General features: G+C 66.6%; 16 protein-coding genes and 1 pseudogene. 9 read left to right on the plus strand and 8 right to left on the minus strand.

Annotated elements, in window-relative coordinates; genetic code table 11:
- The 3 genes and pseudogenes from P7F68_RS19250 to P7F68_RS19260 form a co-directional block, all read left to right on the plus strand.
- Nucleotides 1-156: pseudogene (locus P7F68_RS19250) on the plus strand (allantoinase); the annotation flags it as partial.
- A 288-nt stretch (nt 157-444) separates the two neighbouring features.
- Entirely contained in the window at nt 445-1,908 is a 1,464-nt protein-coding gene (locus P7F68_RS19255) for an NCS1 family nucleobase:cation symporter-1 (RefSeq protein WP_277835544.1), read from the plus strand.
- Nucleotides 1,909-2,086: 178 nt separating this feature from the next.
- Nucleotides 2,087-3,025 (plus strand): DMT family transporter, encoded by a 939-nt coding sequence (locus P7F68_RS19260; RefSeq protein ID WP_232431566.1) that lies wholly within the window; start codon nt 2,087-2,089, stop codon nt 3,023-3,025.
- Between the two features lies 1 nt (nt 3,026).
- On the opposite strand, the gene guaD is transcribed toward P7F68_RS19260, so the two are convergent.
- From guaD to xdhA, 4 genes are read right to left on the minus strand one after another with little or no spacing between them, the layout of a single operon-like run.
- On the minus strand, nt 3,027-4,337 hold the full coding sequence (gene guaD, locus P7F68_RS19265) for a guanine deaminase (protein WP_277835545.1): 1,311 nt from the start codon (nt 4,335-4,337) through the stop codon (nt 3,027-3,029).
- A 49-nt stretch (nt 4,338-4,386) separates the two neighbouring features.
- A complete protein-coding gene (gene xdhC, locus P7F68_RS19270) occupies nt 4,387-5,439 on the minus strand; it encodes a xanthine dehydrogenase accessory protein XdhC (protein WP_277835547.1) in 1,053 nt (350 codons plus the stop codon).
- Nucleotides 5,436-7,787, minus strand: a complete 2,352-nt coding sequence (gene xdhB / locus P7F68_RS19275; protein ID WP_277835548.1) for a xanthine dehydrogenase molybdopterin binding subunit — start codon at nt 7,785-7,787, stop codon at nt 5,436-5,438. The genes xdhC and xdhB overlap by 4 nt, the downstream gene beginning before the upstream one ends.
- 10 nt (nt 7,788-7,797) lie before the next feature.
- Complete coding sequence (xdhA, locus tag P7F68_RS19280; RefSeq protein WP_277835550.1) at nt 7,798-9,297, minus strand: xanthine dehydrogenase small subunit; 1,500 nt, start codon at nt 9,295-9,297, stop codon at nt 7,798-7,800.
- Nucleotides 9,298-9,674: 377 nt separating this feature from the next.
- Here xdhA and P7F68_RS19285 point away from each other — a divergent pair, with 377 nt between their 5' ends.
- The 4 genes from P7F68_RS19285 (at nt 9,675) to leuE (ending at nt 14,045) form a co-directional block, all read left to right on the plus strand.
- On the plus strand, nt 9,675-10,442 hold the full coding sequence (locus P7F68_RS19285; protein WP_002938110.1) for a GntR family transcriptional regulator: 768 nt from the start codon (nt 9,675-9,677) through the stop codon (nt 10,440-10,442).
- 250 nt (nt 10,443-10,692) lie between these two features.
- On the plus strand, nt 10,693-12,045 hold the full coding sequence (locus P7F68_RS19290) for an NCS2 family permease (RefSeq protein ID WP_002938109.1): 1,353 nt from the start codon (nt 10,693-10,695) through the stop codon (nt 12,043-12,045).
- A 68-nt stretch (nt 12,046-12,113) separates the two neighbouring features.
- Entirely contained in the window at nt 12,114-13,016 is a 903-nt protein-coding gene (locus P7F68_RS19295) for a toll/interleukin-1 receptor domain-containing protein (protein ID WP_277835552.1), read from the plus strand.
- 357 nt (nt 13,017-13,373) lie between these two features.
- Nucleotides 13,374-14,045: a leucine efflux protein LeuE gene (gene leuE, locus P7F68_RS19300; RefSeq protein WP_002941806.1), complete on the plus strand. Its 672-nt coding sequence runs from the start codon at nt 13,374-13,376 to the stop codon at nt 14,043-14,045.
- A gap of 31 nt (nt 14,046-14,076) precedes the next feature.
- Here leuE and P7F68_RS19305 read toward each other — a convergent pair whose 3' ends face one another.
- Nucleotides 14,077-17,103: a bifunctional diguanylate cyclase/phosphodiesterase gene (locus tag P7F68_RS19305; protein WP_338405594.1), complete on the minus strand. Its 3,027-nt coding sequence runs from the start codon at nt 17,101-17,103 to the stop codon at nt 14,077-14,079.
- 199 nt (nt 17,104-17,302) lie between these two features.
- Here P7F68_RS19305 and P7F68_RS19310 point away from each other — a divergent pair, with 199 nt between their 5' ends.
- Together P7F68_RS19310 and P7F68_RS19315 are read left to right on the plus strand one after the other, a co-directional pair.
- Nucleotides 17,303-18,292 carry an ABC transporter ATP-binding protein gene (locus P7F68_RS19310; protein ID WP_002941813.1) on the plus strand — a complete coding sequence of 330 codons (990 nt, stop codon included), beginning with the start codon at nt 17,303-17,305 and terminating at the stop codon, nt 18,290-18,292.
- Nucleotides 18,289-19,050, plus strand: coding sequence for an ABC transporter permease (locus P7F68_RS19315; RefSeq protein ID WP_002941815.1), 762 nt, complete (start codon nt 18,289-18,291; stop codon nt 19,048-19,050). Before P7F68_RS19310 ends, P7F68_RS19315 begins: the two co-directional genes overlap by 4 nt.
- Nucleotides 19,051-19,188: 138 nt before the next feature.
- Here P7F68_RS19315 and P7F68_RS19320 read toward each other — a convergent pair whose 3' ends face one another.
- From P7F68_RS19320 to ccoG, 3 genes are read right to left on the minus strand one after another with little or no spacing between them, the layout of a single operon-like run.
- Nucleotides 19,189-19,716 (minus strand): DUF934 domain-containing protein, encoded by a 528-nt coding sequence (locus tag P7F68_RS19320; protein WP_277835554.1) that lies wholly within the window; start codon nt 19,714-19,716, stop codon nt 19,189-19,191.
- The gene (locus tag P7F68_RS19325) at nt 19,700-21,370 is read right to left on the minus strand and encodes a nitrite/sulfite reductase (protein WP_277835555.1); all 1,671 of its coding nucleotides are present in this window, start codon (nt 21,368-21,370) and stop codon (nt 19,700-19,702) included. The genes P7F68_RS19320 and P7F68_RS19325 overlap by 17 nt, the downstream gene beginning before the upstream one ends.
- A 13-nt stretch (nt 21,371-21,383) precedes the next feature.
- Nucleotides 21,384-22,781: a cytochrome c oxidase accessory protein CcoG gene (gene ccoG, locus P7F68_RS19330; RefSeq protein ID WP_277835557.1), complete on the minus strand. Its 1,398-nt coding sequence runs from the start codon at nt 22,779-22,781 to the stop codon at nt 21,384-21,386.
- Between the last annotated feature and the right edge of the window lie 10 nt (nt 22,782-22,791).

Raw genomic sequence — 22,791 nt, forward strand, 5'->3', positions numbered from 1 at the left:
ATGCACTGCCGCCTGCTCGGCCGCCCGGGCCGCTTCCGTGCGCTGCAGCGCTTCCTCGACCACATCGAGAAGCACGACCGCGTATGGGTGTGCCGCCGCGTCGACATCGCCCGCCACTGGATCGAGCGCCATCCCTGGCAGCGACGCGACGTGTAGAAACACACCGCCCCATGGCGGGGGCGCACGTGGCGTTTCCCCGTAGGGGCGGCGCCAGCCGCGAGCCTTTTTTGGCCAGGCCTCCAGCCGCATCGCCTTCAACTCCTCGCGGCTGGCGCCGCTCCTGCAGGATGGGGCTGACCGCGGCGCTGGTCGGCGGGTCAGGCGAGTCCGACGCCATTGATACCCAACGAATCGTCCGTTGCGGAGCGGGCGAGGGGTTTTTTGCTTCCGCAAGTAGTACCGACCCCCATAACCAGAAGCCGCGCGGCGGCAATGGAGCCACCCATGGAAAGCGAAAAGATCGACCTCAAGATCCAGCATATGGACCCCAGGCTGTACAACTCGGATCTCGCGCCATTGCCGCCGGACAAGCGCAAGTGGGGCTGGTTCGAGATCTTCAACGTCTGGTCCAACGACATCCAGAGCCTGTTCGGCTACACGCTGGCCGCGACCCTGTTCATCTCCTACGGACTCAATGGCTGGGCGGTATTCGCCGGCATCATCCTCGCGGGCATCATCGTCAATGTGCTGGTCAACCTCACCGGCAAGCCCGGTGTGAAGTACGGCATTCCGTACCCGGTGATCGCACGCGCCTCGATGGGCGTGCATGGCGCCAACTTCCCCGCACTCATCCGCGGCATCGTCGCCATCTTCTGGTACGGGGTGCAGACCTACTTCGCATCGACTGCGCTCGCGCTGCTGTTCAATGCGCTGCTCGGCAACCCGGGTGGGGGGGCCTTCCTCGGCATGACGGCGGTGGACTGGTTCTCCTATGCGGTCGTGTGCGTGTTCCAGCTTGCACTCTTCCTGCGCGGTTTCGACTGGATCACCAAGTTCCTGAACTGGGCGGGGCCGCTGGTCTACCTGGTGATGATCGCGCTCCTGGGGGTGATCTGGTACAAGGCCGGCGGCGGCCTGCTCAACGAGCTGGGCACCATCTTCGATGGCAAGGGTGAGCACCCCGGTGGCCCGGTCGCGGCCTTCGTCGCAGTGGTCGGTACCATGGTCGCCTACTTCGCCGCCGTGGTGATCAACTACGGCGACTTCTCGCGCTTCGTGAAGAACGAGTCGCAGATGAAGTGGGGCAACTTCCTCGGCCTGCCGGTGAGCCTGGCCCTGTTCTCCTTCCTCGCGCTCTTCATCACCGCCGGCACCGCCGTGCTGTTCGGCGAGATGATCACCAACCCGGCCGAGATGGTGGGCAAGGTCGACAACCTGGCGCTGACCATCATCGCTGCGCTCACCTTCTTCGCTGCCACCGTCGGCATCAACCTGGTGGCGAACTTCATCCCGGCGGCCTTCGGCCTCGCCAACCTCGCCCCTGCGAAGATCAGTGCACGCACCGGTGGCATCATCACCGCAGTCATCTCCTTCTTCATCGGTGGCTTGTGGGTGGCCTTGATCAGCCATATCGGCATCGCCGGCTTTGTCGATACCCTGGGTGCAGTGCTGGCGCCGCTGTACGGCATCGTGGTTGCCGACTATTACCTGGTGCGCAAGCAGAGGCTCAACGTGCAGGACCTGTTCTCGGCCGAGCCGGGATCGACGTACTACTTCGACAAGGGTTGGAACAAGCGCGCACTGTTTGCCTTCTCGGTCGCATCGCTGTTCTCGGTGGCCTCGGTGTGGACGCCCGCACTCGCCTCGTGGGCGGGTTTTGCCTGGCTGTTCGGCGCGCTCCTCGGCGCCGTGCTGCACCTTGGCCTGATGCGCATGCGTGCACCCGCGCCGGTGGCGGAGGCAGCCTGAGCCTCTAGCTAGTGTGCTGATCCTGCGTATCACTCCGCCCATATGTCGGGCGGGCGCGCAGAGTGGATAATCAACTTGCACTGATACTCGTCACCGAGCTCCCCGGTCGACACTCAGATGTTGTTTTCGCCGCGGTTCCCCGTCAGGGGCGCCGCGGCATTTTCCTTTTGGAGTACCCATGTCTTCCCCCGCGACACAGGCTGCCGCCCCATCCTCATCGCCATCCCGTACCTCCCGGCTCGCCTTGTGCGCGCTCGCGGTGCTGTCCCTGATCTGGGGCTACAACTGGGTGGTGATGAAGCAGGTGATCCAGTACGTTGATCCCTTCGATTTCTCGGCCATCCGCACCGTACTCGGCGCTGCCACCCTGTTCCTGGTGCTTGTCGTGCTGCGCAAGCCAATGACCCTGGTGGCGGCGCGCCAGGTGATGCTGCTCGGTGTGCTGCAGACCGCTGCCTTCACTGCGTTGATCCAGTGGGCGCTGGTGGCGGGTGGCGCCGGCAAGACCGCGGTGCTGGTCTACACCATGCCGTTCTGGGTGATTCCGATGGCGTGGTGGGCGTTGGGCGAGCGGGTGCGCGGGCTGCAATGGGGGGCGATTGCGATCGCGGGCTTTGGCCTCGTGCTGATACTCGAGCCCTGGGCTGCGGGCGGCAGTGCCTTCAGCAACCTGCTTGCGGTCGGTGGCGGGCTGACGTGGGCTGCTTCGGCGGTCGTTGCCAAGCGCATGCGACTTGCGCGTGAGTTCGACCTGCTTGCGCTCACGGCTTGGCAGATGCTGTTCGGGGCTCTGGCGTTGTGCATCGTGGCGCTGGTGCTGCCCTCCAGGCCGATCGATCCGACGCCGTACTTCTTCGCTGCGCTCGCCTTCAATGCCGTGTTTGCCACCGGGCTGGCCTGGCTGTTGTGGCTGTACATCCTGCAGCACCTGTCGACCGGGATGGCGGGCCTGTCTGCGCTCGGGATCCCGATGATCGGTGTCCTCGCCGGCTGGATCGAACTCGGCGAGCGCCCCAGCGCGGCCGAGTTCGCCGGCATGCTGCTGATTGGCGGCGCGCTGGCGATGATCAGCCTGTGGTCGCTGTGGAACGCGCGCCGCGCCAACGGCGGGCGCTGACTCACCCAGGCCTTTGCCAGCGCGCTTCGCCCATCACGTGGGTTGCCGCCACCGCGCGGTCGTCGCCCAGCATCATCAGCACGAACAGGCGCTCGTCCAGGGTCTGGGCGCAGGCCATGCGGCGTGCCAGCAGCGGTGTGGCCTGCGGGTCGAGGACGACGAAGTCGGCCTCCTTCCCGGGCAGGAAGTTGCCGACGCGATCGTCCAGATAAAGGCTGTGCGCCCCGCCCAGTGTGGCGAGGTGGAAAGCGCTTGCGGCAGGCAGCTTCTGGCCCTTGAGCTGCAGCACCTTGTAGGCTTCGTTCAAGGTCTGCAGCATCGAGAAGCTGGTACCGGCGCCGACGTCGGTGCCCAGGCCCACTCGCAGGCCAAGCTCGTTGGCGCGCCCGAGATCGAACAGACCCGAGCCGAGAAAGAGGTTCGAGGTCGGACAGAAGCTGATCGCCGCGCCCGTCTCGGCCATCCGCCTGCGGTCGGTGTCGTCGAGCCAGATGCAGTGCGCGTACACCGAGCGCATGCCGAGCTGGCCGTAGCGGTCGTACACGTCGAGATAGCTGCGTGCCTCGGGATAGAGCCCGGCCACCCAGGCGACTTCGCCCTGGTTCTCGGCCACGTGCGACTGCAGATAGATCCCCGGATGCTCAGCGTAAAGGCGGCCGGCGAGCGTCATCTGCTCGGGCGAGGAGGTGGCCGCGAAGCGCGGCGTCACCGCGTATTGCAGGCGGTCGCGGCCATGCCAGCGCTCGATCAGTGCCTTCGACTCGGCGTACCCGCCCGTCGCGGTGTCGCGCAGGAAGTCGGGGCAGTGGCGGTCCATCAGTACCTTGCCCGAGATCATGCGCATGCGCCGCTCGAGCGCAGCCTCGAACAAGGCGTCGACCGAGGCAGCGTGCACGGTGGCGAAGGCGAGTGCGGTGGTGGTGCCGTTGCGCAGCAGTTCGTCGCAGAAGAAGCTGGCGACGTTGCGCGCGTGTGCCGGGTCGGCAAAGCGTGCTTCGGCCGGAAAGGTGTACTTCTCGAGCCAGGCCAGCAGCTGCTCGCCATGGCTGGCGATGATGTCGGTCTGGGCGTAGTGGATGTGGGTATCGACGAAGCCGGGCAGGATCAGCTTGCCGCGGTAGTCGGTCAGCGGCAGTTCGGCTGGCAGGCGGGCGAGCAGCTCCGGCGCTGGCCCGAGCTCGGCGACGTGGCCGTCGCGCAGCACCAGCACGCCGTCGGCGAAGTGTTCGAGGGCGGACTCGCCGGCACTGGCAGGGTTGGCGATGAAGTGCAGGATCTCGCCGCGGACGGCGTGCAACTGGGGCGTGTTCATGTGGGGAGTGTCTTGTGGTATGCGAGAGGGGGACAGGGCAAGGGCGTGTTCATGCGGCACAGTCGCGCAGGGCGGGCCGCGCGGCGAATGAGGCGCCGCGCAGTTGCAGCACTTCGGCAGCGATGGCGACCGCGATGACCTCGGGCTCCTTGCCACCCAGGCCAGGCGTGCCGATCGGGCAGTTGAGGCGGGCGATGGCCTGCTCGCCATAGCCGCGTGCGCGCAGGCGCTGCTCGAAGCTGGTGCGCTTGGACTGCGAGCCGATGAGGCCGCAGCAGCGGAAGTCGCCGCGGTCGAGGATCGCGCGCACGAGGTCGAAGTCGAGTGCATGACTGTGGGTCAGCACAAGGAAGACGGCGTCGGCCGGCGCGGCGCGCACTTCGGCTTCGGGCACGTCGGTGCAGCGGACCTCGATGTTCGGCGCGACCACGGCGGGGAATTCTTCCTCGCGTGGATCTACCCAGCGCACCTGCATCGGCAGGCGCCCGAAGAGTTCGGCGAGGGCGCGGCCGACGTGACCGGCGCCGAACAGTACGACCTGAAGCTCGGGCGGCAGGCTGACGTCGAGCAGCGCGTCAGCGCCGCGAGCGGGCGTGCTCGCCAACAGCGCGGCGTCGTCGGCGCGGCCGGCGAGTAGGCTGCGCGCGCGTTCGAGTTCGCGCGCATCTGCGAGCTCGGCCTCGGGGTGCTCGCCGAACACACGCACCGCGGGGCGATCGCCAGTGAGGTCGACGATGCGGCCCCAGGGGCGTGCGGTGGCAGCGTATGCGCGCGCGGCCGCAAGCCAGTCGCACTGGCCCGCGCCGACCGGCTCGAAGGCGAGCTGCATGACACCGCCACAGCACTGGCCAACACTGGCGCCGAGCGGGAAACGCACCAGGCTCGGGCTGCGTGCGCCATCGGCAAGGAGCTGACGGGCCACGGCGATCGCACGCAGTTCGAGCTGGCCGCCGCCGATCGTGCCGTGACAGGTGGTGGCGCTGACGATCATGCGCGCACCGGCTGCGCGTGGTGTCGAGCCACGGGCAGCGGCCACCGTCACCAGCACGGCGCGCTCACCGGCTTCGATCAGGCGCGCAAGCTGTTCCACCCAGGTATTCATGGTTGCGGCTCCGCTGCAGTGTGTGCGCACGCTGCACGCACGGCGTCGATCGCGTCGAGGATGGCCTCCGGTGTCGCCGGCGCACGCAGGGGCGGAGCGCTGCGGCCGTCGCCGACGGCGGTGACGGCGTCGCGCAGCGCGAACAGCACTGCAAAGCCGAGCAGCAACGGCGGCTCGCCAACCGCCTTCGAACGCAGGATGGTCTCTTCGTGGTTGCTGTTGCGGAACAGGCGGGTATGGAACTCGGCTGGACAATCATGCGCGGCGGGGATCTTGTAGGTCGATGGGGCGTGGGTCATCAGCCGGCCGTCCTTGTTCCACCACAACTCCTCCATCGTCAGCCAGCCCATGCCCTGGATGAAGGCGCCCTCCACCTGGCCGACGTCGATTGCCGGGTTGATCGAGTTGCCGGCATCGTGCAGCAGGTCGGCGCGCAGCAGGCGCCACTCACCGGTGAGGGTATCGACCAGCACCTCGGCCACCGCTGCACCGTAGGCGAAGTAGTAGAACGGGCGGCCGGTCAGCGTGCTGCGGTCCCAGCTCAGACCAGGGGTGGTGTAGAAGCCCTCCGACCAGAGCTGGACGCGGGCCTGGTAGGCCTGCTGCACGCACTCGGCAAACGGGATCGCAACAGCGCCGGCGTGCACATGGTCGTCGGCAAAGCGCACCGCGTCTGCGTCGATGCCGTGGCGCTGGGCGACGAAGTCGGCGAGACGCTGGCGGATGCGGCGTGCGGCATCCTCGGCCGCCTTGCCGTTGAGGTCGGCGCCGGTCGAGGCGGCGGTGGCCGAGGTGTTGGCGACCTTGCTGGTGTCGGCGGCGGTGGCGCGTACCTGCGCCAGCGCGATGCCGAGCGTGTGCGCCACCACCTGGCAGACCTTGGTGTTGAGGCCCTGGCCCATCTCGGTACCGCCGTGGTTCACCAGCACCGAGCCGTCGGTGTACACATGCACGAGCGCGCCGGCCTGGTTGTAGTGCGCGACGTTGAAGGAGATGCCGAACTTCACCGGTGTCAGCGCAAGGCCCTTCTTGAGCACCGGGCTGCCGGCGTTGTAGGCGGTGATGGCCCGCCGGCGCTCGCGGTAGGCGCTGTCGGCCTCGAGTTCGGCGACCAGTTCGTGGATCACGTTGTCTTCGACGCGCTGGCCGTAGGGGGTCAGGTCGCGGCCAGCGCCGCCGTAGAAGTTGAGCTTGCGCACGTCGAGCGCATCGCGGCCCAACTCGCGCGCGATGCTGTCGATGATGTACTCGATCGCCACTGCGCCCTGCGGCCCGCCAAAGCCGCGGAAGGCGGTGTTCGACTGGGTGTTGGTCCTTGCGCACAGGGCGCGGATGTCGACATCGGCGAGGTAGTAGGCGTTGTCGAAGTGGCAGATCGCGCGCGTGGCCACCGGGCCCGAAAGGTCGGCCGAGAAGCCCGCGCGCGCCACCATCTCGATGCGCGCGGCAAGGATGCGGCCTTCGTCGTCGAAGCCGACCTCGTACTCGTAGTGGAAGTCGTGGCGCTTGCCGGTGATCATGAAGTCGTCGTCTCGGTCGGGGCGCAGCTTGACCGGGCGGCGCAGGCGCGCCGCGGCCAGCGCGGCGACGCAGGCGAACAGGGCCGACTGCGACTCCTTGCCGCCAAAGCCGCCGCCCATGCGGCGCATTTCCACCACCACCTGATTGGCCGCCAGGCCCAGGGCATGGCTGACCACGTGCTGCATCTCGGTGGGGTGCTGGGTCGAGCACCACAGGTGGATGCAGCCGTCTTCGCGCGGCACCGCGTAGGAGATCTGGCCCTCGAGGTAGAACTGCTCCTGTCCGCCCACCTGCCAGCTGCCCCTGAGCCGGCGCGGTGCGGCGGCGAGGCGGGCAGCTGGCTCGCCGCGCACGAGTTGCATGGGGGGCAGCACGAAGCTGTTCTGCGCCTTCGCCTGCAGTGGGTCGAGCACCGCCGGCAGCGGCTCGTAGCTCACCTTGGCGCGGCGTGCGGCGCGGCGAGCGTGCTCGTGGCTATCGGCCACCACCGCGAACAGGGGCTGGCCGACGTAGTGCACCACGCCGTCGGCGAGGATGGGATCGTCGTGGATGATCGGTCCGCAATCGTTGGTGCCGGGGATGTCGGCAGCGGTAAAGACCGCGATCACGCCCGGCATGGCGCGCACCGCGTCGAGCTCGATGGCGACGATGCGCGCATGAGCCTGGGTCGATAGCCCGAGCGCCGCGTGGGCCGTGCCGGCCAGCTCGCGGATGTCGTCGACATAGGTGGCCTCGCCGGCAACGTGCAGGCGGGCGGATTCGTGCGGGTGGCCGTGGTGGGCGGCCGGAGCGGCCTGACGTGCCTGGGTGAAGGATTGGGCTTTCATGGGGGCAACCTCAGGGCTGGGCGGCGAAGCTGTCGAAGGCGGCGAACACGCGTGTCTGTTGCGCGTCGAGCGGGTCTTGCGCCCGCGTCTCGAGGTAGAAGCGGCGCAGCAGGGCTGCAGCGGTGCGGCGCCTGTAATCGGCACTTGCGCGCAGGTCGCTCAGCGGTGCGTAGTCCTCGGCCAGTGCGCGCAGCGCCGCGGTCAGCGTGTCCTCGTCCCAGCGCCGGCCGTCGATGGCGGCCTCGGTGCGCAGGGCGCGGCGTGGGGTGGCGGCCATGCCGCCGAAGGCGATGCGCGGGCCGCGCACGACGCCGTCTTCGAGGCGAAGCGCAAAGGCGCCGCATACGGCCGAGATGTCCGAGTCGAAGCGCTTCGACAGCTTCCAGCTGCGAAAGCGCAGTGCTGATTCATGCACCGGCACTTCGACGGCCTCGACGATCTCGTCGGCGGCGAGATCCTTGCGCATGTAGTCCAGGTAGAAGGCTTCGAGCGGCAGGCTGCGGCGGCCACCCGGCCCGTGCACCACGACCTCGGCGCCGAGCGCGATCAGCGCCGGCATCGAATCGCCGATCGGCGAGCCGTTGGCGACATTGCCGCCGAGTGTGCCGGCATTGCGCACCGGCGGCGAGGCGAAGCGTTCCCACAGTTCGCCGAGCTCGGGGTAGGGCAGACAGAGCGCTGCGAAGGCGTCGCTGAGCGAGACCGCGGCGCCGATGCGCAGCCGTCCGCGTGCCTCCACGACCTGTTGCAGGGCCTCGACCTGGCCGATGTAGAGGAGGTCGCCGACGTCGCGGAACTGCTTGTTGACCCACAGCCCGATGTCGGTACAGCCTGCGAGCACGGTTGCCTGGGGATGGCGGCTGCGCAGCTCGATCAGCGCTTCAAGCGTACGCGGAGCGAAGAAGTGCGCGCCGTCATGGGCATAGTCGAGCGCCTCGCTGCGGCGCAGGCGGAGCAGTGCGGCACGAACCGCCTCGCGATCCAGCGCCTGCGCAGGGTGTTCGAACATGCGTTGGCCGGCCTCGAGGATGGGCCGGTAGCCCGTGCAGCGGCACAGGTTGCCGGTAAGCTGGCTACTGATGCGTGCGGCGTCCGGGCGCGTGCCGTCGGGAACGCAGGCGTTGTAGAGGTCCCACAGGGACATCACGAAGCCGGGCGTGCAGAAGCCGCACTGCGATCCGTGGCAATCGACCATCGCCTGTTGCACCGGATGCAGCCGATCCTCGGCCTGGCGGCGCAGGTACTCGACCGTAAACACGGCCTTGCCGTCGAGCGCGGGCATGAACTGGATGCAGGCATTGACGCTGAACAGACGCAGGCTGTCGGTGTCGCCTGCCAGTTCGCCGACGACGACGGTGCAGGCGCCGCAGTCGCCTTCGGCGCAGCCTTCCTTGGTGCCCGTCAGGCCGCGGTGGATGCGCAGCCAGGCGAGCAGGCTGGTAGTGGGCGCGATGCCGGTCACGTCGACCGGTTCGCCGTTGAGCAGAAGGCGGATTGCGTCTGTGTTCATCGTCTCGTCCTGATGGGGTGTGCCGTGCGAGCGGCTGTCATTCGTTCTACGCCGGCCTGCCCGACTTGTCCAAGAGCGCCAGGTGGTTGGGAGCAGCGCGGTGATTTGATCGTGGATTCTGATTACAAAATTGTCAACAATCGATCGGGCGACTGCTCCGGAACATGCCCTTGCCGCTTGTCGTGCCCCGGTGCGCAGCCGCGAGCCTGTAACGCCCGGCCGCATTGGGCTTGCTCCCGAGCGCAGGGGGCGCCCCATGGCCGCGAGTCGGCGCCAGAGCCAATATGGGGAATCACGATCCCGTTATAATCCTGCCGCCCGTCTGGAGGGCAGAACTGGCAGCATGACGGGCAGCAGGGTGCGGACGGAGGTCGGGAATGAGCGAAGGGCAAGACGATGGCCGCATGGCGGCAGGCAAGGCCGGCCGGACGCCGTCGTCGGAGGAGATCCAGCGCGTGTTCGAGTCGTTGCGCAACGCCGTGCTCGACCAGCGCCTGCCGCCCGGTCTGCAGCTGAAGGAGCAGGGTCTGGCCGACGCCTTCGGCGTCAATCGAGCGGTGGTGCGCCAGGCGCTGGCCCGTCTGGAGATCTACCGCCTGGTGACGCACGCCCCCAATCGCGGCGTATTCGTCGCAAGTCCATCGGCGGCCGAAGGGCGGGATCTGTTCTGCGCGCGGCGCTACATCGAGGCTGCGATCGTCGAACTCGCCGTGGAGCGGCTCGACGAGGCCGCGCTGGCGCGCCTGCGCGCCTTGGTGCAGCGCGAGCGTGCCGCCTACGCCGGGGGCGATGTGCGCAAGGCGTTGCGCATGTCGATCGACTTTCACCTGCAGCTCGCCGAGAGCGTCGGCAATACGGTTCTCGCGGCCTTCCTCGATGAGATCATCACTCGCACGCCGCTCGTTGTGCTGGCCCATCGTCGTGAGTCGCCGCCGGCTTGCATGCTGAGCGATCATGAAGACATCCTGGATGCCATCGCGGCACGCGATGTGGAGCGCGCGCGGGCGCTCATGAGCGAGCATGTCGCCCACCTCGAGGGGCGCCTCGCGCTCGATCGTGGTGAGTCGTCCGAGGATGACGATATTGCCCGTCTGCTTGCGCTGGACGGCCTGGGGACCGAGGACGGCGGGCGGGGACCGCGCTGAGGGCGTGCGCACCAGCAGCTGTCCGGCCAGCTATACGGGCAGGCTGATGCAAGGTATTTGGTGATCCATATGGTCACTGGCGCACCTCGCTATCTAAACTGCAATCTCTGTCGTTGCCAAAATCGTTAACAATATCGGCGGCGCAGTGCGAGAGTGCATCGGGCGCGTCCGCTGTGGCCACGCTCGGCTTGCATCCAGCCAGAACCCGGGCCCATGCTGGCGCTCGCCCGGTCACGAGGAGACATCGCTCATGCAACCCCATTCTTCCACTACGGTCGCGGCGCCCGAGGGCGTACCGGTCGGTCCCGACAGCTGGCTGGAGCGACGCTTCGGCCTCACCGCGCATGGCACGACCGTGCGCACGGAGCTGTTTGCCGGGCTCACCACCTTCATTACCATGGCCTACATCATCTTCGTCAATCCGACGATCATGGCCGCGGCAGGCATGGACCAGGGTGCGGCCTTCGTTGCCACCTGCATCGGTGCCGCCCTCGGTTGCCTGCTGATGGGCTTCTATGCCAACTGGCCGGTCGGGCTGGCGCCCGGCATGGGACTCAACGCCTTCTTCACCTACACCGTGGTTGGCGAGATGGGCTATAGCTGGGAGGTCGCGCTGGGTGCCGTGTTCCTGTCCGGCGTACTGTTCATGGCGATGAGCTTCACCCGCTTGCGCCAGTGGCTGCTCGACAGCATTCCGCGCAGCCTGCGCTTTGCGATGGGGGCAGGCGTTGGCCTGTTCCTTGGGCTGATCGGGCTGAAGATCGCCGGTATCGTGGTTCCGAGCGATGCAACGCTGGTGACCATGGGCTCGATGCTCGAGTTGCCGGCCGCGCTTGCGGGCCTGTGCTTCCTGATGATCGGCGTGCTCAGCCACTACCGCGTATTCGGCGCGATCCTGATCAGCATCCTTGTTGTGACCTTCATCGGCTGGTTGGTGGGCATCGTCGACTACGGCGGACTGGTGTCGATGCCGCCGAGCCTGGCGCCCACGCTACTGGCCATGGACGTGGCTGGCGCCTTCGATGTCGCGATGATCAGCGTCATCCTCGCTTTCCTGTTCGTGAACATGTTCGATACCGCCGGCACGCTGATGGGTGTGGCGCATCGGGCCAAGCTGACCAAGGCTGACGGCAGCATCGAGAACCTGCCGCAGGCGCTCAAGGCCGACAGCAGCGCGAGCGTGATCGGTGCCTGTGTCGGCTGCCCGCCGGTGACGAGCTACGTCGAGAGCTGTTCGGGCGTTGAGGCGGGCGGGCGCACGGGGCTGACGGCAATCACCGTCGGCGTGTTGTTCCTGGTGGCGATGTTCTTCGCCCCGCTGGCCGGCATGATCCCGGGCTATGCCACCGCCGGCGCGCTGATCTATGTGGCGATGCTGATGACTACCGGACTCGCCCACATCGACTGGGAGGACTACACCGACACCATCCCGGCAATCGTCACCGCGGTGATGATGCCGCTCACCTTCTCGATCGCGAACGGTATCGCGCTGGGCTTCGTGGCGTATGTGGTGCTCAAGTTCTGCACGGCCCAATGGCGTGCCATCTCGCCCGCACTTTACGCACTGTTCGTGCTCTTTCTGGCGAAGTTCGTCTTCCTCTAGGCATACGCCTGGCGGCGGCTGAAGCGGCGTGCTTGAATGAAGGACCACGCCGCAGGGGCCGATCGTTCATGCCTTGCCTGTTCGTTTCCTACCGCCGAGAAGATAGTGCGGGCTTTGCCGGCCGCCTCACCGATGCGCTCGAGCAGCGCTTCGGCGTGGGGAGCGTGTTCCGCGACGTGGACGACATCCAGCCGGGTGAGGATTTCGAGGCGGTCATCGAGCGCCGCCTGCACGATGCCAAGGCGGTTCTGGTCCTGATTGGTCCTGGCTGGCTGGCCGCCTCGGCCGCGGGCGAGCGCAGGCTCGATCACCCGCAGGACTTCGTGCGCCGCGAGATCGAACTTGCGCTCGGCTCGGGGCGGCCCGTGGTGCCGATCCTGGTCGGTGGCGCATCGATGCCGGAAGCTACGGTGCTGCCCGCGTCCATCCGTGGGCTGTCGAACCGGCATGCGCTCAGTCTTGGTGACGCTTCGTGGGCAGCCGACCGCATGCGGCTCGAGGCTGTACTGGCGCAATGGGTGAAGCCCGCCGATGCCGCTCGCTCGCGTGGAGCGGGGCGCTTGCTTGGGGCCGCGGCCGCGACGCTTGCCGCAGTGGGCTTGGGCGCGTGGCTGTGGGGGGCGGGCGCGCAGGATGAGGTGCAGGCGATCGTCGGTTCCTGGCACGCCGAAGTCCGCTACCCCTGGAATCTGAGCCTCGAGGAGACTTACGATTTCGAGCTCAGGGACGGTCGCATCGAAGGCCTGGCGAGTTTCCTCGGGATGCCGCGTGTGGTCGAGGCGGTGGAGTGGCGGGACGGTCGGCTGCACTTCCTCACGCGCAGCGAGGTGGTGGCTGGCGAGGCGCAAGCCAGTGAACTGGTCCAGCACTACGAGCTCACCCCGGACGGCGGTGAGTTGCAGGTACGCCTGGAGATCCAGCGCAACGGTGGTCGGGATCCGCCGCTCGAGTTCGTCGCCAGGCGCCGCTGACTGACCAAGGCTTGCCGTAGGAGCGGCGCTAGCCGCGAGCTTCTCGTCGTCCGCCCAACGCCCATCGCCCTCAACCCCTCGCGGCTGGCGCCGCTCCTACGGCGGGAGCAAACGCTGCGGCGCTCTCCTGTAGGAGCGGCGCCCGCCGCGAGCTTTTCATCGCACCCGCCAACGCCCATCGCCCTCAACCCCTCGCGGCTGGCGCCGCTCCTACGGCGGGTGATGCGCGTGGTGGTTCTGGGTAGGAGCGGCGCCAGCCGCGAGCTTTTCGTCGGCCGACAGCCACCTGGACTCTGGCGGGGCGCCGGTCGGCGTGGCAAAGTGAGCATCGGTTCACACTTGCGTGCGAGTACCCAAATGTTCTACGGCATCACCGACCTCACCACCTTCATTCTCGGCACCATCTTCATCGTGCTGCTGCCCGGGCCCAACTCGCTCTACGTGATGGCAGCGGCATCGCGCTGGGGTACGCGCGCCGGCTACCAGGGGGCGGCTGGCATCTTCGTCGGTGACACCATCCTCATGCTGCTGGCGGTGATGGGCATGGCCTCGGTGCTGCGCGCCACGCCCGAGCTGTTCATGGTGATCAAGTATGCAGGTGCGGCCTACCTGGCCTGGGTGGGCATCAGCCTGCTGCGCGGTGCACTTGCCACCTGGCGGCGCGGGGACGAGACGGCGGAGCAGGTCGGTGACGGTAAGCCGGATTACCCGCCGGTGCGCAGTACTCCGCACCCGTTCCGCACTGCGCTCGTCATCAGCCTGATGAACCCGAAGGCGATCCTGTTCTTCGTCTCCTTCTTCATCCAGTTCGTCGATCCGACCTACGCACACCCGGCGCTGTCCTTCGTGATCCTGGGCGTGATCGTGCAGGTGTGCAGCGTGCTCTACCTGTCGGTGCTGATCTTCGCCGGCGCGCGCCTGGCCGCGCAGTTCCGCCGCCATCGCCGCGTCGCTGCAGGGGCGACCGCGGGCGTGGGCGGGGTGTTCATCGGCTTCGGGGCAAAGCTGGCGACGGCGACGCTGGGCTGAAGGGTAGCGCTGCCGGCATTCCGCCGCGCGCTCAGCCCACCGGCCAGGCCTCGATCGGCACCGGTTTGCCGAACAGATAGCCCTGGAACATGACACAACCGCGTTGAAGCAGCCGTTCGTGCTGGGCACTGGTTTCCACGCCTTCAGCCACGACCTCCAGGTCGAGCGACTGGCTGATGGCCAGGATGGCACGCACGATCGCATCGCTGGAGTTGCCGTCGTCCATGTCGCGCACGAAGGCCTGGTCGATCTTGAGCTGGTCGAAGGGCAGACGTTTGAGGTAGGACAGGGACGAGTAGCCGGTGCCGAAATCGTCGAGTGCGAAGCGGACGCCGAGCGCCTTGATCTGCTTCATGCGTGCCACCGTTGTTTCAATGTCGCCGATCACCACGCTCTCGGTGAGTTCGATCTTGAGCAGGCCTGCATTGACGCGGTGGCGCTCGATTGCCGCGGTGACCTTGGCGACGAAATCCGGCTGGTGAAACTGTTTGGCGCTGACGTTGATGGACAGGCTCAGGTCGCCTGTCGCCACGTGTGCCTGCCAGACCCGCAGCTGCGCGCAGGCTGCCTGCAGCACCCAGTCGCCTATCGGTACGATCAGCCCCGTTTCCTCGGCCAGGGGGATGAAGCTGGCCGGCGAGATCATGCTGCCGTGCGTGTCGAAGCAGCGCAGCAGGGCCTCGGCGCCGATCAGGCGACCAGTGCTGTCGAGTTGCGGTTGGTAGAACAGGCGGAACCGGTTTTCGGCCAGGGCCGCGCGCAGCTTGAGCTCGAGGCTCGCACGTTCGGCAACGACGGCCTGCATTGCCTCACTGAAGAAGCGGTGCAGGTTGCGTCCGTCGTGCTTGGCGCGATCGACGGCGACCTCGGCCTGCTTGAGAACGGCCTCGGCGGGGTTTGCGCGCCCATGAAAGAGGGTGAGGCCCAGGCTAGCCGTGCCATGGTAGGGGCCGCTCGGCAGGCCAAGGTCGAAGGGTTGTGCAATGCAGCCATGAAGGTGCTCGGCGATGCGTCCGGCATGGGCAATGGCGTCGTCGCGCTCTGCGCCCAGACCCTCAACGACGATTGCGAAGTCGTCGTCGCCCAAGCGCGCAACCGTGTCCTCCTCGCGCAGCGCTGTGCGCAGGCGCTGCGCCACGTCACGCAGCAAGGCGTCGCCGGCCTTGTGCCCCTGCGTGTCGTTGAGCAGCTTGAAGTAGTCGATGTCCAGCAACAGCAGCATGCCGTGCATGCCGCTGCGCTCGCTGGCGATGATGGCGTGGCGCAGTCTGTCCCACATCAGACTGCGATTCGGCAGCCCGGTCAGAGAGTCGTAGTACGCCAGTTGCCTGATGCGCGCCTCTGCGGCACGCCGCTCGGTGATGTCTTCCTTGATCGCCACGTAGTGGCTGACGCTGCCGTCGGGCTGCTTGATGGGAGCGATCGTGGCAAGTTCGATATACGTGCTTTCGTCCTTGCGCGAGTTGATGAACTCGCCGCGCCAGACCTCTCCGCGCTCGAGCGTCGCCCACAGGTCGGCATAGGTGGCCGGCGGTGTCTTGCCGGCATTGAGCAGACGCGGATTCTGCCCCAGCACCTCGTCGGCGGCGTAGCCGGTGGTGCGGGTGAAGGATGCATTGACGTACTCGATCTGCGCCTGCGTGTTGGTGATGACGATGGTGTTGGGGCTTTGCTCGACTGCAAGTGCAAGCTGACGCAGGCGTAGTTCGTTTTCCTTCTGCGCGGTGATGTCCTGGCCGATGGAGCGGATTTCGACGCAGCGGCCCTCGCTATCGAGAACGGGCAGATCCACCCAGCGGATCCACCGTATGCTGCCGTCGCTGTGGCGCATGCTGCGGTCGGTTGCGAGTGCGCCGGCTCCGCTGGTGAGGTGTTCGATTGCCGCGGCTGTTGCCGGGCGCTCGTGTTCGGGCAGGTAGTCGAGCCAGCGGTGACCTTCCAGTTCGCTGGGCGATCTACCTACGAGAGCAGCATAACGCGCGTTGCAGGACAACAGGGTGGTGTCTGGCTGCCAGGTGCAGCTTGCCTCGCGCCGACTCTCCACCAGCGCGTCGAAGTCCCGCTCGCTGCGTGCCAGGCGGGCGCGGCTGCGGCGCAGCCCGGCCTGCATCGCCAGCAACAGGGTCAGGGTGGCGGCTGCGATCGCCATCGCGGCCACGCCGGTTCGCCTCCAGACCGTGAATTGCTCATCCACCGAGCGTCCGACGATCACGAAGAAGGGGTAGTCCTGCAGTGCTTGGAAGGCGAAGATGCGGTCGACGTCATCCACTGCGCTTGCGTAACGCACGACACCGCGGCGTTTGCCGTCGAGGATCATCCGGTAGGGTGGAATCCACGGGTCGGCCGTGTTGATCCTGGCCGGTGCGGCGGGCCTGCGCATGACCAGGCGGCTGTCATCGCTGCGGCGCACGGCGACCACGCCTCGTTCGCCGGCATCGATGCGGTCCAGAAACGCGTCGAAGCTGGCGAGGTTCAGGCCGACGGCTACCACGCCGGCGAAGCTGCCGTCAGCGCGCAGGCGGGCGCGGTACGCGACCACGGTGGGGGTGGGGGCGGCCTTGCTGGTGAGGACGTTGGAGAACTGCAGGGCGGTGGTTGGGGCAGTGCGTGCGTGCTGGAAGTAGTCCCGATCGCCGATGCCCCAGGTGGGCAGTTCGTCATAGCTGCTCGCGATCACCCGTCCTTCGGTATCGGTGATGAGGATGACGAGCGCTTCGGGGAAGTGTCTCGTAAGCTGTGCGAGGTTGAGGTTCAGCGGCGCCACCGTGGCGGCCCAAGAGGCCGAACCGACGCGGTCGTGCGCACCGGGCTCTACGGCATTGTCGGCCGCGAAGGCCGCGCTCATGTCGACGCGGCGCAAAGCGCCTTCGATCTTGGTCGCCAGCACGCGCGCCTCGTTGCTGGAGGCGGTTGCAGTCGTGGCAACGGTGGAGCGGAAGGTGAATACCAGGAAGGCGACAAGCAGCCCAAGTACAAGCGCGGTGGCGAACAGGGCCTGTGCCAGCGGGTGCGCGAGCCAGGTGGATGCGTGCCTGCCGAGGCTGCTCACCTTGGCCAAGTGGACACGATGGGCATGCGTTGCCGTCGGCCATGCATTGAAGCGGGGGCGCAGAGTGGGCTGTTCATGCGGGTCGTGATCGCAGGGTCCTGTGAGTGCCCATTATGGGGCGTTTCGGTATGGCTGCTCTGACATAGATCAGAATGAGCACACGTTCATCCGCGCTTGCCTGCGATCTCGATCTGTTATCTTCGACGCCATGGACTCCATCATCTCGATCTCGGCGCTCTCCAAGACCTATGCATCCGGATTCACTGCGCTGAAAGGTGTAGATCTCGACATCCGCCGCGGCGAGATCTTCGCGCTGCTTGGGCCGAACGGTGCGGGCAAGACCACGCTCATCAGCGTGGTCTGTGGACTGGTCAACGCGACGGCCGGCAGCGTGCGGGTCGATGGCAACGATATCGTGCGCGACTACCGTGCCGCACGCGCGCAGATCGGCCTGGTGCCCCAGGAGCTCACCACCGAGGCGTTCGAGACGGTGTGGAACACCGTCTGCTTCAGCCGCGGGCTGTTCGGCAAGCCGCCCGATCCGGCCTACCTCGAGCGCCTGCTCAAGGCGCTGTCGCTGTGGAGCCGGAAGGACAGCAGGATGCTGACCCTGTCCGGCGGCATGAAGCGCAGGGTGCTGATCGCCAAGGCCTTGTCGCATGAGCCCAAGGTGCTGTTCCTCGATGAGCCGACCGCGGGCGTCGACGTCGAGTTGAGGCGTGACATGTGGCAGCTCGTGCGCCGTTTGCGTGACGAGGGCGTGACGGTGATCCTGACCACCCACTACATCGAGGAAGCCGAAGAAATGGCCGACCGCATCGGCGTGATCGCCAAGGGCGAGCTCATCCTGGTCGAGGACAAGGCGGTGCTGATGGACAAGCTCGGCGGCAAGCAGCTCACCCTGCAGCTGGTGGCGCCGATCACCGAGATTCCGCCCGCGCTGGATCGTTACGGGCTGACGCTGGGCAAGGGGGGCAGCACGCTGGTGTATCGCTACGAGACGGGCCGGAACGGTGAGTCCGGCGACAGCGCGATCGCCGGCCTGCTGCAGGACCTTGCCGGCGCGGGCATTGCCTGCGCCGACCTGCACACCACCCAGCGCTCGCTCGAAGATATCTTCGTCAGCCTGGTCAACGAGCCTGCGCTTGCGGGCGAGAACGGCAGCGAGGCCCGGGCGGCCGCGGAGGGCGCACGATGAACTGGCACGCCGTTCGCGCGATATACCTGTTCGAGATGGCTCGCACCAAGCGCACCCTGCTGCAGAGCGTGCTGGCGCCGGTGATCACCACCACCCTGTACTTCGTCGTCTTCGGTTCGGCAATCGGCGCGCGTATCCCCGAGGTGGAGGGGGTGAGCTACGGCGCCTTCATCGTGCCCGGGCTCATCATGCTCAACCTGTTGACGCAGAGCGTGTCGAACGCCTCCTTCGGCATCTTCTTTCCGAAGTTCTCGCGCACGATCTACGAGATTCTGTCGGCCCCGGTTTCGCACTTCGAGATCGTGCTCAGTTTCGTCGGGGCTGCGGCGACCAAGGCGGTCATCCTGAGCGTGATCATCCTTGTCACCGCGACCCTGTTCGTTCCGCTGCGCATCGAACACCCGGTATGGATGATCGGCTTCCTGCTGCTCACCGCGGTCAGCTTCAGCCTGCTCGGCTTCATCCTCGGCATCTGGGCGGACAACTTCGAGAAGCTTCAGCTCGTCCCTTTGCTGATCATCACGCCGCTGACCTTCCTCGGCGGCAGCTTCTACTCCATCGACATGCTGCCTGCGGCGTGGCGCACGGTATCGCTGTTCAACCCGGTGGTGTACTTGGTCAGCGGTTTCCGCTGGAGCTTCTACGGTAGCGGCGACGTGCCGGTGGGCGTGAGCCTGGCCATGACGCTGCTCTTCCTCACGGTGTTCGTGGCGCTCGCGACGTGGATGCTGAGGACGGGATATCGGTTGAAGCCCTGAGCCGCCGGGCAGGCTGCGCCATCTGCCATCCTCGTGCAGGACACGGGCAAGGCAGACTGGGACAGCCCTGAGCGCCACTGGGGCGACAGCGGGTGGGTCCGCGAGCCGAGCCGCGTGCATTTGCGATGTCAACACCGATCACTTGTCTGCGGCAGGATCTCGAAGTGGGAGGGCGCCCTTCGGGGCGGTGCGAGGAAGAGCGCCGAAATCGGGCGCCCACGCATAGTCGTCGAAGGCACTCAGTGCGGCGTTAACATCCTGGTCTGCGCGCAGCGAGAATGCATCGAAGCCGCAGCGGTGCAGGAAGTACAGCTGGTCGCGAAGGATGTCGCCGACCGCGCGTATTTCGGCTGAAAAGTTGAAGCGGACTCTCAACAGACGCGCCGTCGAATAGCCTCGCCCATCGGTGAAGCTCGGAAAATGGATGGCGACGAGAGCGATGTCCGCCAGATACGGCGCCACGGCGTCGGGTTCATCATCGGGGCCGAGCAGGATCGCGATGCGGTGCCCTTGCGTCCGCAGCACTTCGGCGTGCGTGCGGTAGTGCGCAAGCGGCACGATCTGCCGAGGGCCGGTGGGGGTCAGGTCGATGTCGTCGAGGGCCTCGTGCGAGAGCAGGCTCCATTCGTCGGCGACGATGCGCCCATCCTTAATGAGCGGCTTCATGGCGTTCTCCATAGACGGCAAGCTTGAAAGGAGTGAGGCCGATACGATCGAACGTGTCGATGAAGTACTCTTCGGCGAGGCGCTCGCGCAAATAGGCTTGCAGGATTCGTTCGATGACGTCGGGAATGTCGCTGGCCGCGAAGGACGGCCCGATCACGCGCCCGAGGCGGGAGTGCTTGCCTTCGCTGCCGCCCAGCGTCACCTGGTACCACTCCTCGTTGTTCTTATCGACGCCGAGGATGCCGATGTGCCCGATGTGGTGATGGCCGCAGGCATTGACGCAGCCGGAGATGTTCAGCTCCAGCGGGCCGAGGTCGAACAGATAGTCGAGGTCGTCGAAGCGCGCCTGGATTGCGGCGGCGACCGGCAGGGATTTTGCGTTGGCCAGCGCGCAGAAGTCGCCCCCAGGGCAGCAGACAACGTCGGTCAGCAGGCCGATGTTTGGCGTTGCGAGCCCGCTTCTCCGCGCGATCTCCCACAACGCATACAGGTCACGCAGCGGCACGTTGGGCAGGATCAGGTTCTGCTCGTGGCTGACGCGGATCTCGCCGGCGCTGAAGCGCTCGGCCAACTCGGCGACCCGGTCCATCTGGTCGGCTGTCGCATCGCCTGGCGGCACCCCGGTCTTCTTCAGCGACAGGGTGACGATGCCGTACCCGGGGTGCCGATGCGGTGCCACGTTACGCTCGACCCAGCGCGCGAACGGGCGATTCTCGGCGCGAGGGGCAACGAAAGCCAGATCGGTTGCCCGCGCGTCGGCGTACGCAGGTGGCGTGAAGAACGCTTCCATCGTTGCGAAGGTGGATTCCGGGATCAGGCTTCCCACGCCGCGCGTATGACGCCATTCCGCGTCCACCTCGCGTGCGAAACCTTCGACGCTCAGGTCCTTGACCAGGATCTTGATCCGCGCCTTGTACTTGTTGTCGCGACGTCCATAGCGGTTATAGACACGCAGGATCGCCTCGAAGTAGTTCAGCAGCTCGGCGCGTGGCAGGAAGGGCTTGATGCAGTGCCCCACCATCGGCGTGCGACCGAGACCGCCGCCGACGAAGATCTCGAAGCCGGGCCCGCCTTGGTCGCTCCGACACGCCTTTGCGCCAATGTCGTGGAATCGCACCGCCGCGCGGTCCTCCTCACCGCCGGCGATGGCGATCTTGAACTTGCGCGGCAGGAACTGGAACTCGGGCGCCAGCGCCGACCACTGACGGACGATTTCGCAATAGGGGCGAGGATCGAGGATCTCGTCGCGTGCAACGCCGGCGAACTGGTCGGTCGTGATGTTGCGGATGCAGTTGCCCGAGGTCTGGATTGCATGCATCTGGACCGTGGCTAGCAGGGCCAGGATGTCCGGCACGTCGGCAAAGCGGACCCAGTTGAACTGGATGTTGCTGCGCGTCGTGAAGTGCCCGTAGCCGCGGTCCCAGGTGCGTGCGATGTGTGCAAGCATGCGCAACTGCATGCTCGACAGCGTGCCGTAGGGGATGGCCACGCGCAGCATCGGCGCATGGCGCTGCAGGTACAGCCCGTTCTGCAGGCGAAGTGGGCGGAAGTCGTCCTCGCTGAGCTTGCCGTCGAGGTGGCGCTGCATCTGGTCGCGGAACTGGCGGACGCGGTCATCGACCAGGCGCTGATCGGTTTCGTTATAGCGGTACATGATGGCTGACTGTTCAGTGGGTGGGCAGGATGAAGGTGCTCTTCTCGCGGACGGCAAGGCTTTGGTCGTGCAGTGCCACTGTCTCGAACACGATCGGCTGCACGCCTGACGGCATGCCTTCGAGCGGGGACGACAGGGTGAGCGTGACGGTGCGGACGCGCCCCGGCCCGACCATGAACTCGCTGGTGCCTTCGATTCGCAGCCCCGGCAGGCCGCTCACACCGATGCGGAAATGGCGGGCCGCCTCCTCCATGTTGATGAGCTTGAGGATGTAGTTGTTCTCGATTCGTCCCGCGGTGCTCTCCTGCATCAGTGCACCGCGATCGCGGTGCACTTCCACCCGCAGCAGCACGCGCTCGTTCAGTGTCCACAACCCGAGCGCAGTGAACACGAGCAGCAGGCCGACATAGACCAGAGTCCGCGGCCGCCACCGGGCCGTTGCAGCCTGCGGTCGGCCGGCAAGTTCGCGCTCGCTCGTGAAGCGGATCAGGCCGCGCGGCGCGCCGATCCGGTCCATGACCTCGTCGCAGCCGTCGATGCACAGGCCGCAGTTGATGCACTGGTATTGAAGACCGTCGCGGATGTCGATGCCGGTCGGACACACCTGCACACAGATGCCACAGTCGATGCAGTCGCCCTTGTTGGTGGATTGCCGCAGGGCACCACGGGGTTCGCCGCGGCGGCTGTCATAGCTGACGTTTGCCGTATCCGGATCGATCATCACCCCCTGGAAGCGCGAGTACGGACACATGTGCTGGCAAACGGCCTCGCGTGCCAGCCCCGCCTGCAGATAGGTGAAGGTCGCGTAGAAGATCAGCCAGAAGGTCTCCCAGGGGCCGGTCTGGAAGCCGGCGATCGCCGGCAGCAGTTCCCGGATCGGGGTGAAGTAGCCGACGAAGGTGATCGCGGTCCACGCCGCCACCAGCGCCCAGATGCCATGCTTGACCGACTTGATCAGCAGCTTGCGCGCCGACATCGGGCTCTGGTCGAGGCGCAGGCGGGCAAGGTGGTCGCCCTCGACCTTGCCCTCGATCCACACGAAGATGGACGTATAGACCGTCTGCGGACAGGCAAAGCCGCAGAACAGGCGCCCCGCCATGGCGGTGGTGAAGAACAGCGCGGTGGCGGCCAGGATCAGGATGAAGGCGAGCATCAGCGCATCCTGCGGCCACAGCACCAGGTCGAAGAGATAGAGCTTTTCGTCGACGATGTCGAACAGGATCGCCTGCCGCCTGCCTGCCGCCGTCGTCCATGGCAACCAGCACGCACCGTAGAACACGATCTGGGTAAGCCAGACCATTGCCCAGCGCAGGCCGTTAAAGCGGCCCTGCACCGCCTTGGCGTGGACCTTTCCCTTCTTGCGATAGAACTCCAGCCGGGCTTCGCGCGCCTTGCTGACGGGTGGGTTCATGGGTGTACTC

Source organism: Thauera mechernichensis (assembly GCF_029588855.1).
Classification (GTDB): Bacteria; Pseudomonadota; Gammaproteobacteria; order Burkholderiales; family Rhodocyclaceae; genus Thauera; species Thauera mechernichensis.

Excerpts from the sequence above, each read along its gene's own strand:
- P7F68_RS19255 (WP_277835544.1), top strand. The coding sequence starts at position 445 with ATGGAAAGCGAAAAGATCGACCTCAAGATCCAGCATATGGACCCCAGG.
- P7F68_RS19260 (WP_232431566.1), top strand. The coding sequence starts at position 2,087 with ATGTCTTCCCCCGCGACACAGGCTGCCGCCCCATCCTCATCGCCATCC.
- guaD (WP_277835545.1), bottom strand. The coding sequence starts at position 4,337 with ATGAACACGCCCCAGTTGCACGCCGTCCGCGGCGAGATCCTGCACTTC.
- xdhC (WP_277835547.1), bottom strand. The coding sequence starts at position 5,439 with ATGAATACCTGGGTGGAACAGCTTGCGCGCCTGATCGAAGCCGGTGAG.
- xdhB (WP_277835548.1), bottom strand. The coding sequence starts at position 7,787 with ATGAAAGCCCAATCCTTCACCCAGGCACGTCAGGCCGCTCCGGCCGCC.
- xdhA (WP_277835550.1), bottom strand. The coding sequence starts at position 9,297 with ATGAACACAGACGCAATCCGCCTTCTGCTCAACGGCGAACCGGTCGAC.
- P7F68_RS19285 (WP_002938110.1), top strand. The coding sequence starts at position 9,675 with ATGAGCGAAGGGCAAGACGATGGCCGCATGGCGGCAGGCAAGGCCGGC.
- P7F68_RS19290 (WP_002938109.1), top strand. The coding sequence starts at position 10,693 with ATGCAACCCCATTCTTCCACTACGGTCGCGGCGCCCGAGGGCGTACCG.
- P7F68_RS19295 (WP_277835552.1), top strand. The coding sequence starts at position 12,114 with ATGCCTTGCCTGTTCGTTTCCTACCGCCGAGAAGATAGTGCGGGCTTT.
- leuE (WP_002941806.1), top strand. The coding sequence starts at position 13,374 with ATGTTCTACGGCATCACCGACCTCACCACCTTCATTCTCGGCACCATC.
- P7F68_RS19310 (WP_002941813.1), top strand. The coding sequence starts at position 17,303 with ATGGACTCCATCATCTCGATCTCGGCGCTCTCCAAGACCTATGCATCC.
- P7F68_RS19315 (WP_002941815.1), top strand. The coding sequence starts at position 18,289 with ATGAACTGGCACGCCGTTCGCGCGATATACCTGTTCGAGATGGCTCGC.
- P7F68_RS19320 (WP_277835554.1), bottom strand. The coding sequence starts at position 19,716 with ATGAAGCCGCTCATTAAGGATGGGCGCATCGTCGCCGACGAATGGAGC.
- P7F68_RS19325 (WP_277835555.1), bottom strand. The coding sequence starts at position 21,370 with ATGTACCGCTATAACGAAACCGATCAGCGCCTGGTCGATGACCGCGTC.
- ccoG (WP_277835557.1), bottom strand. The coding sequence starts at position 22,781 with ATGAACCCACCCGTCAGCAAGGCGCGCGAAGCCCGGCTGGAGTTCTAT.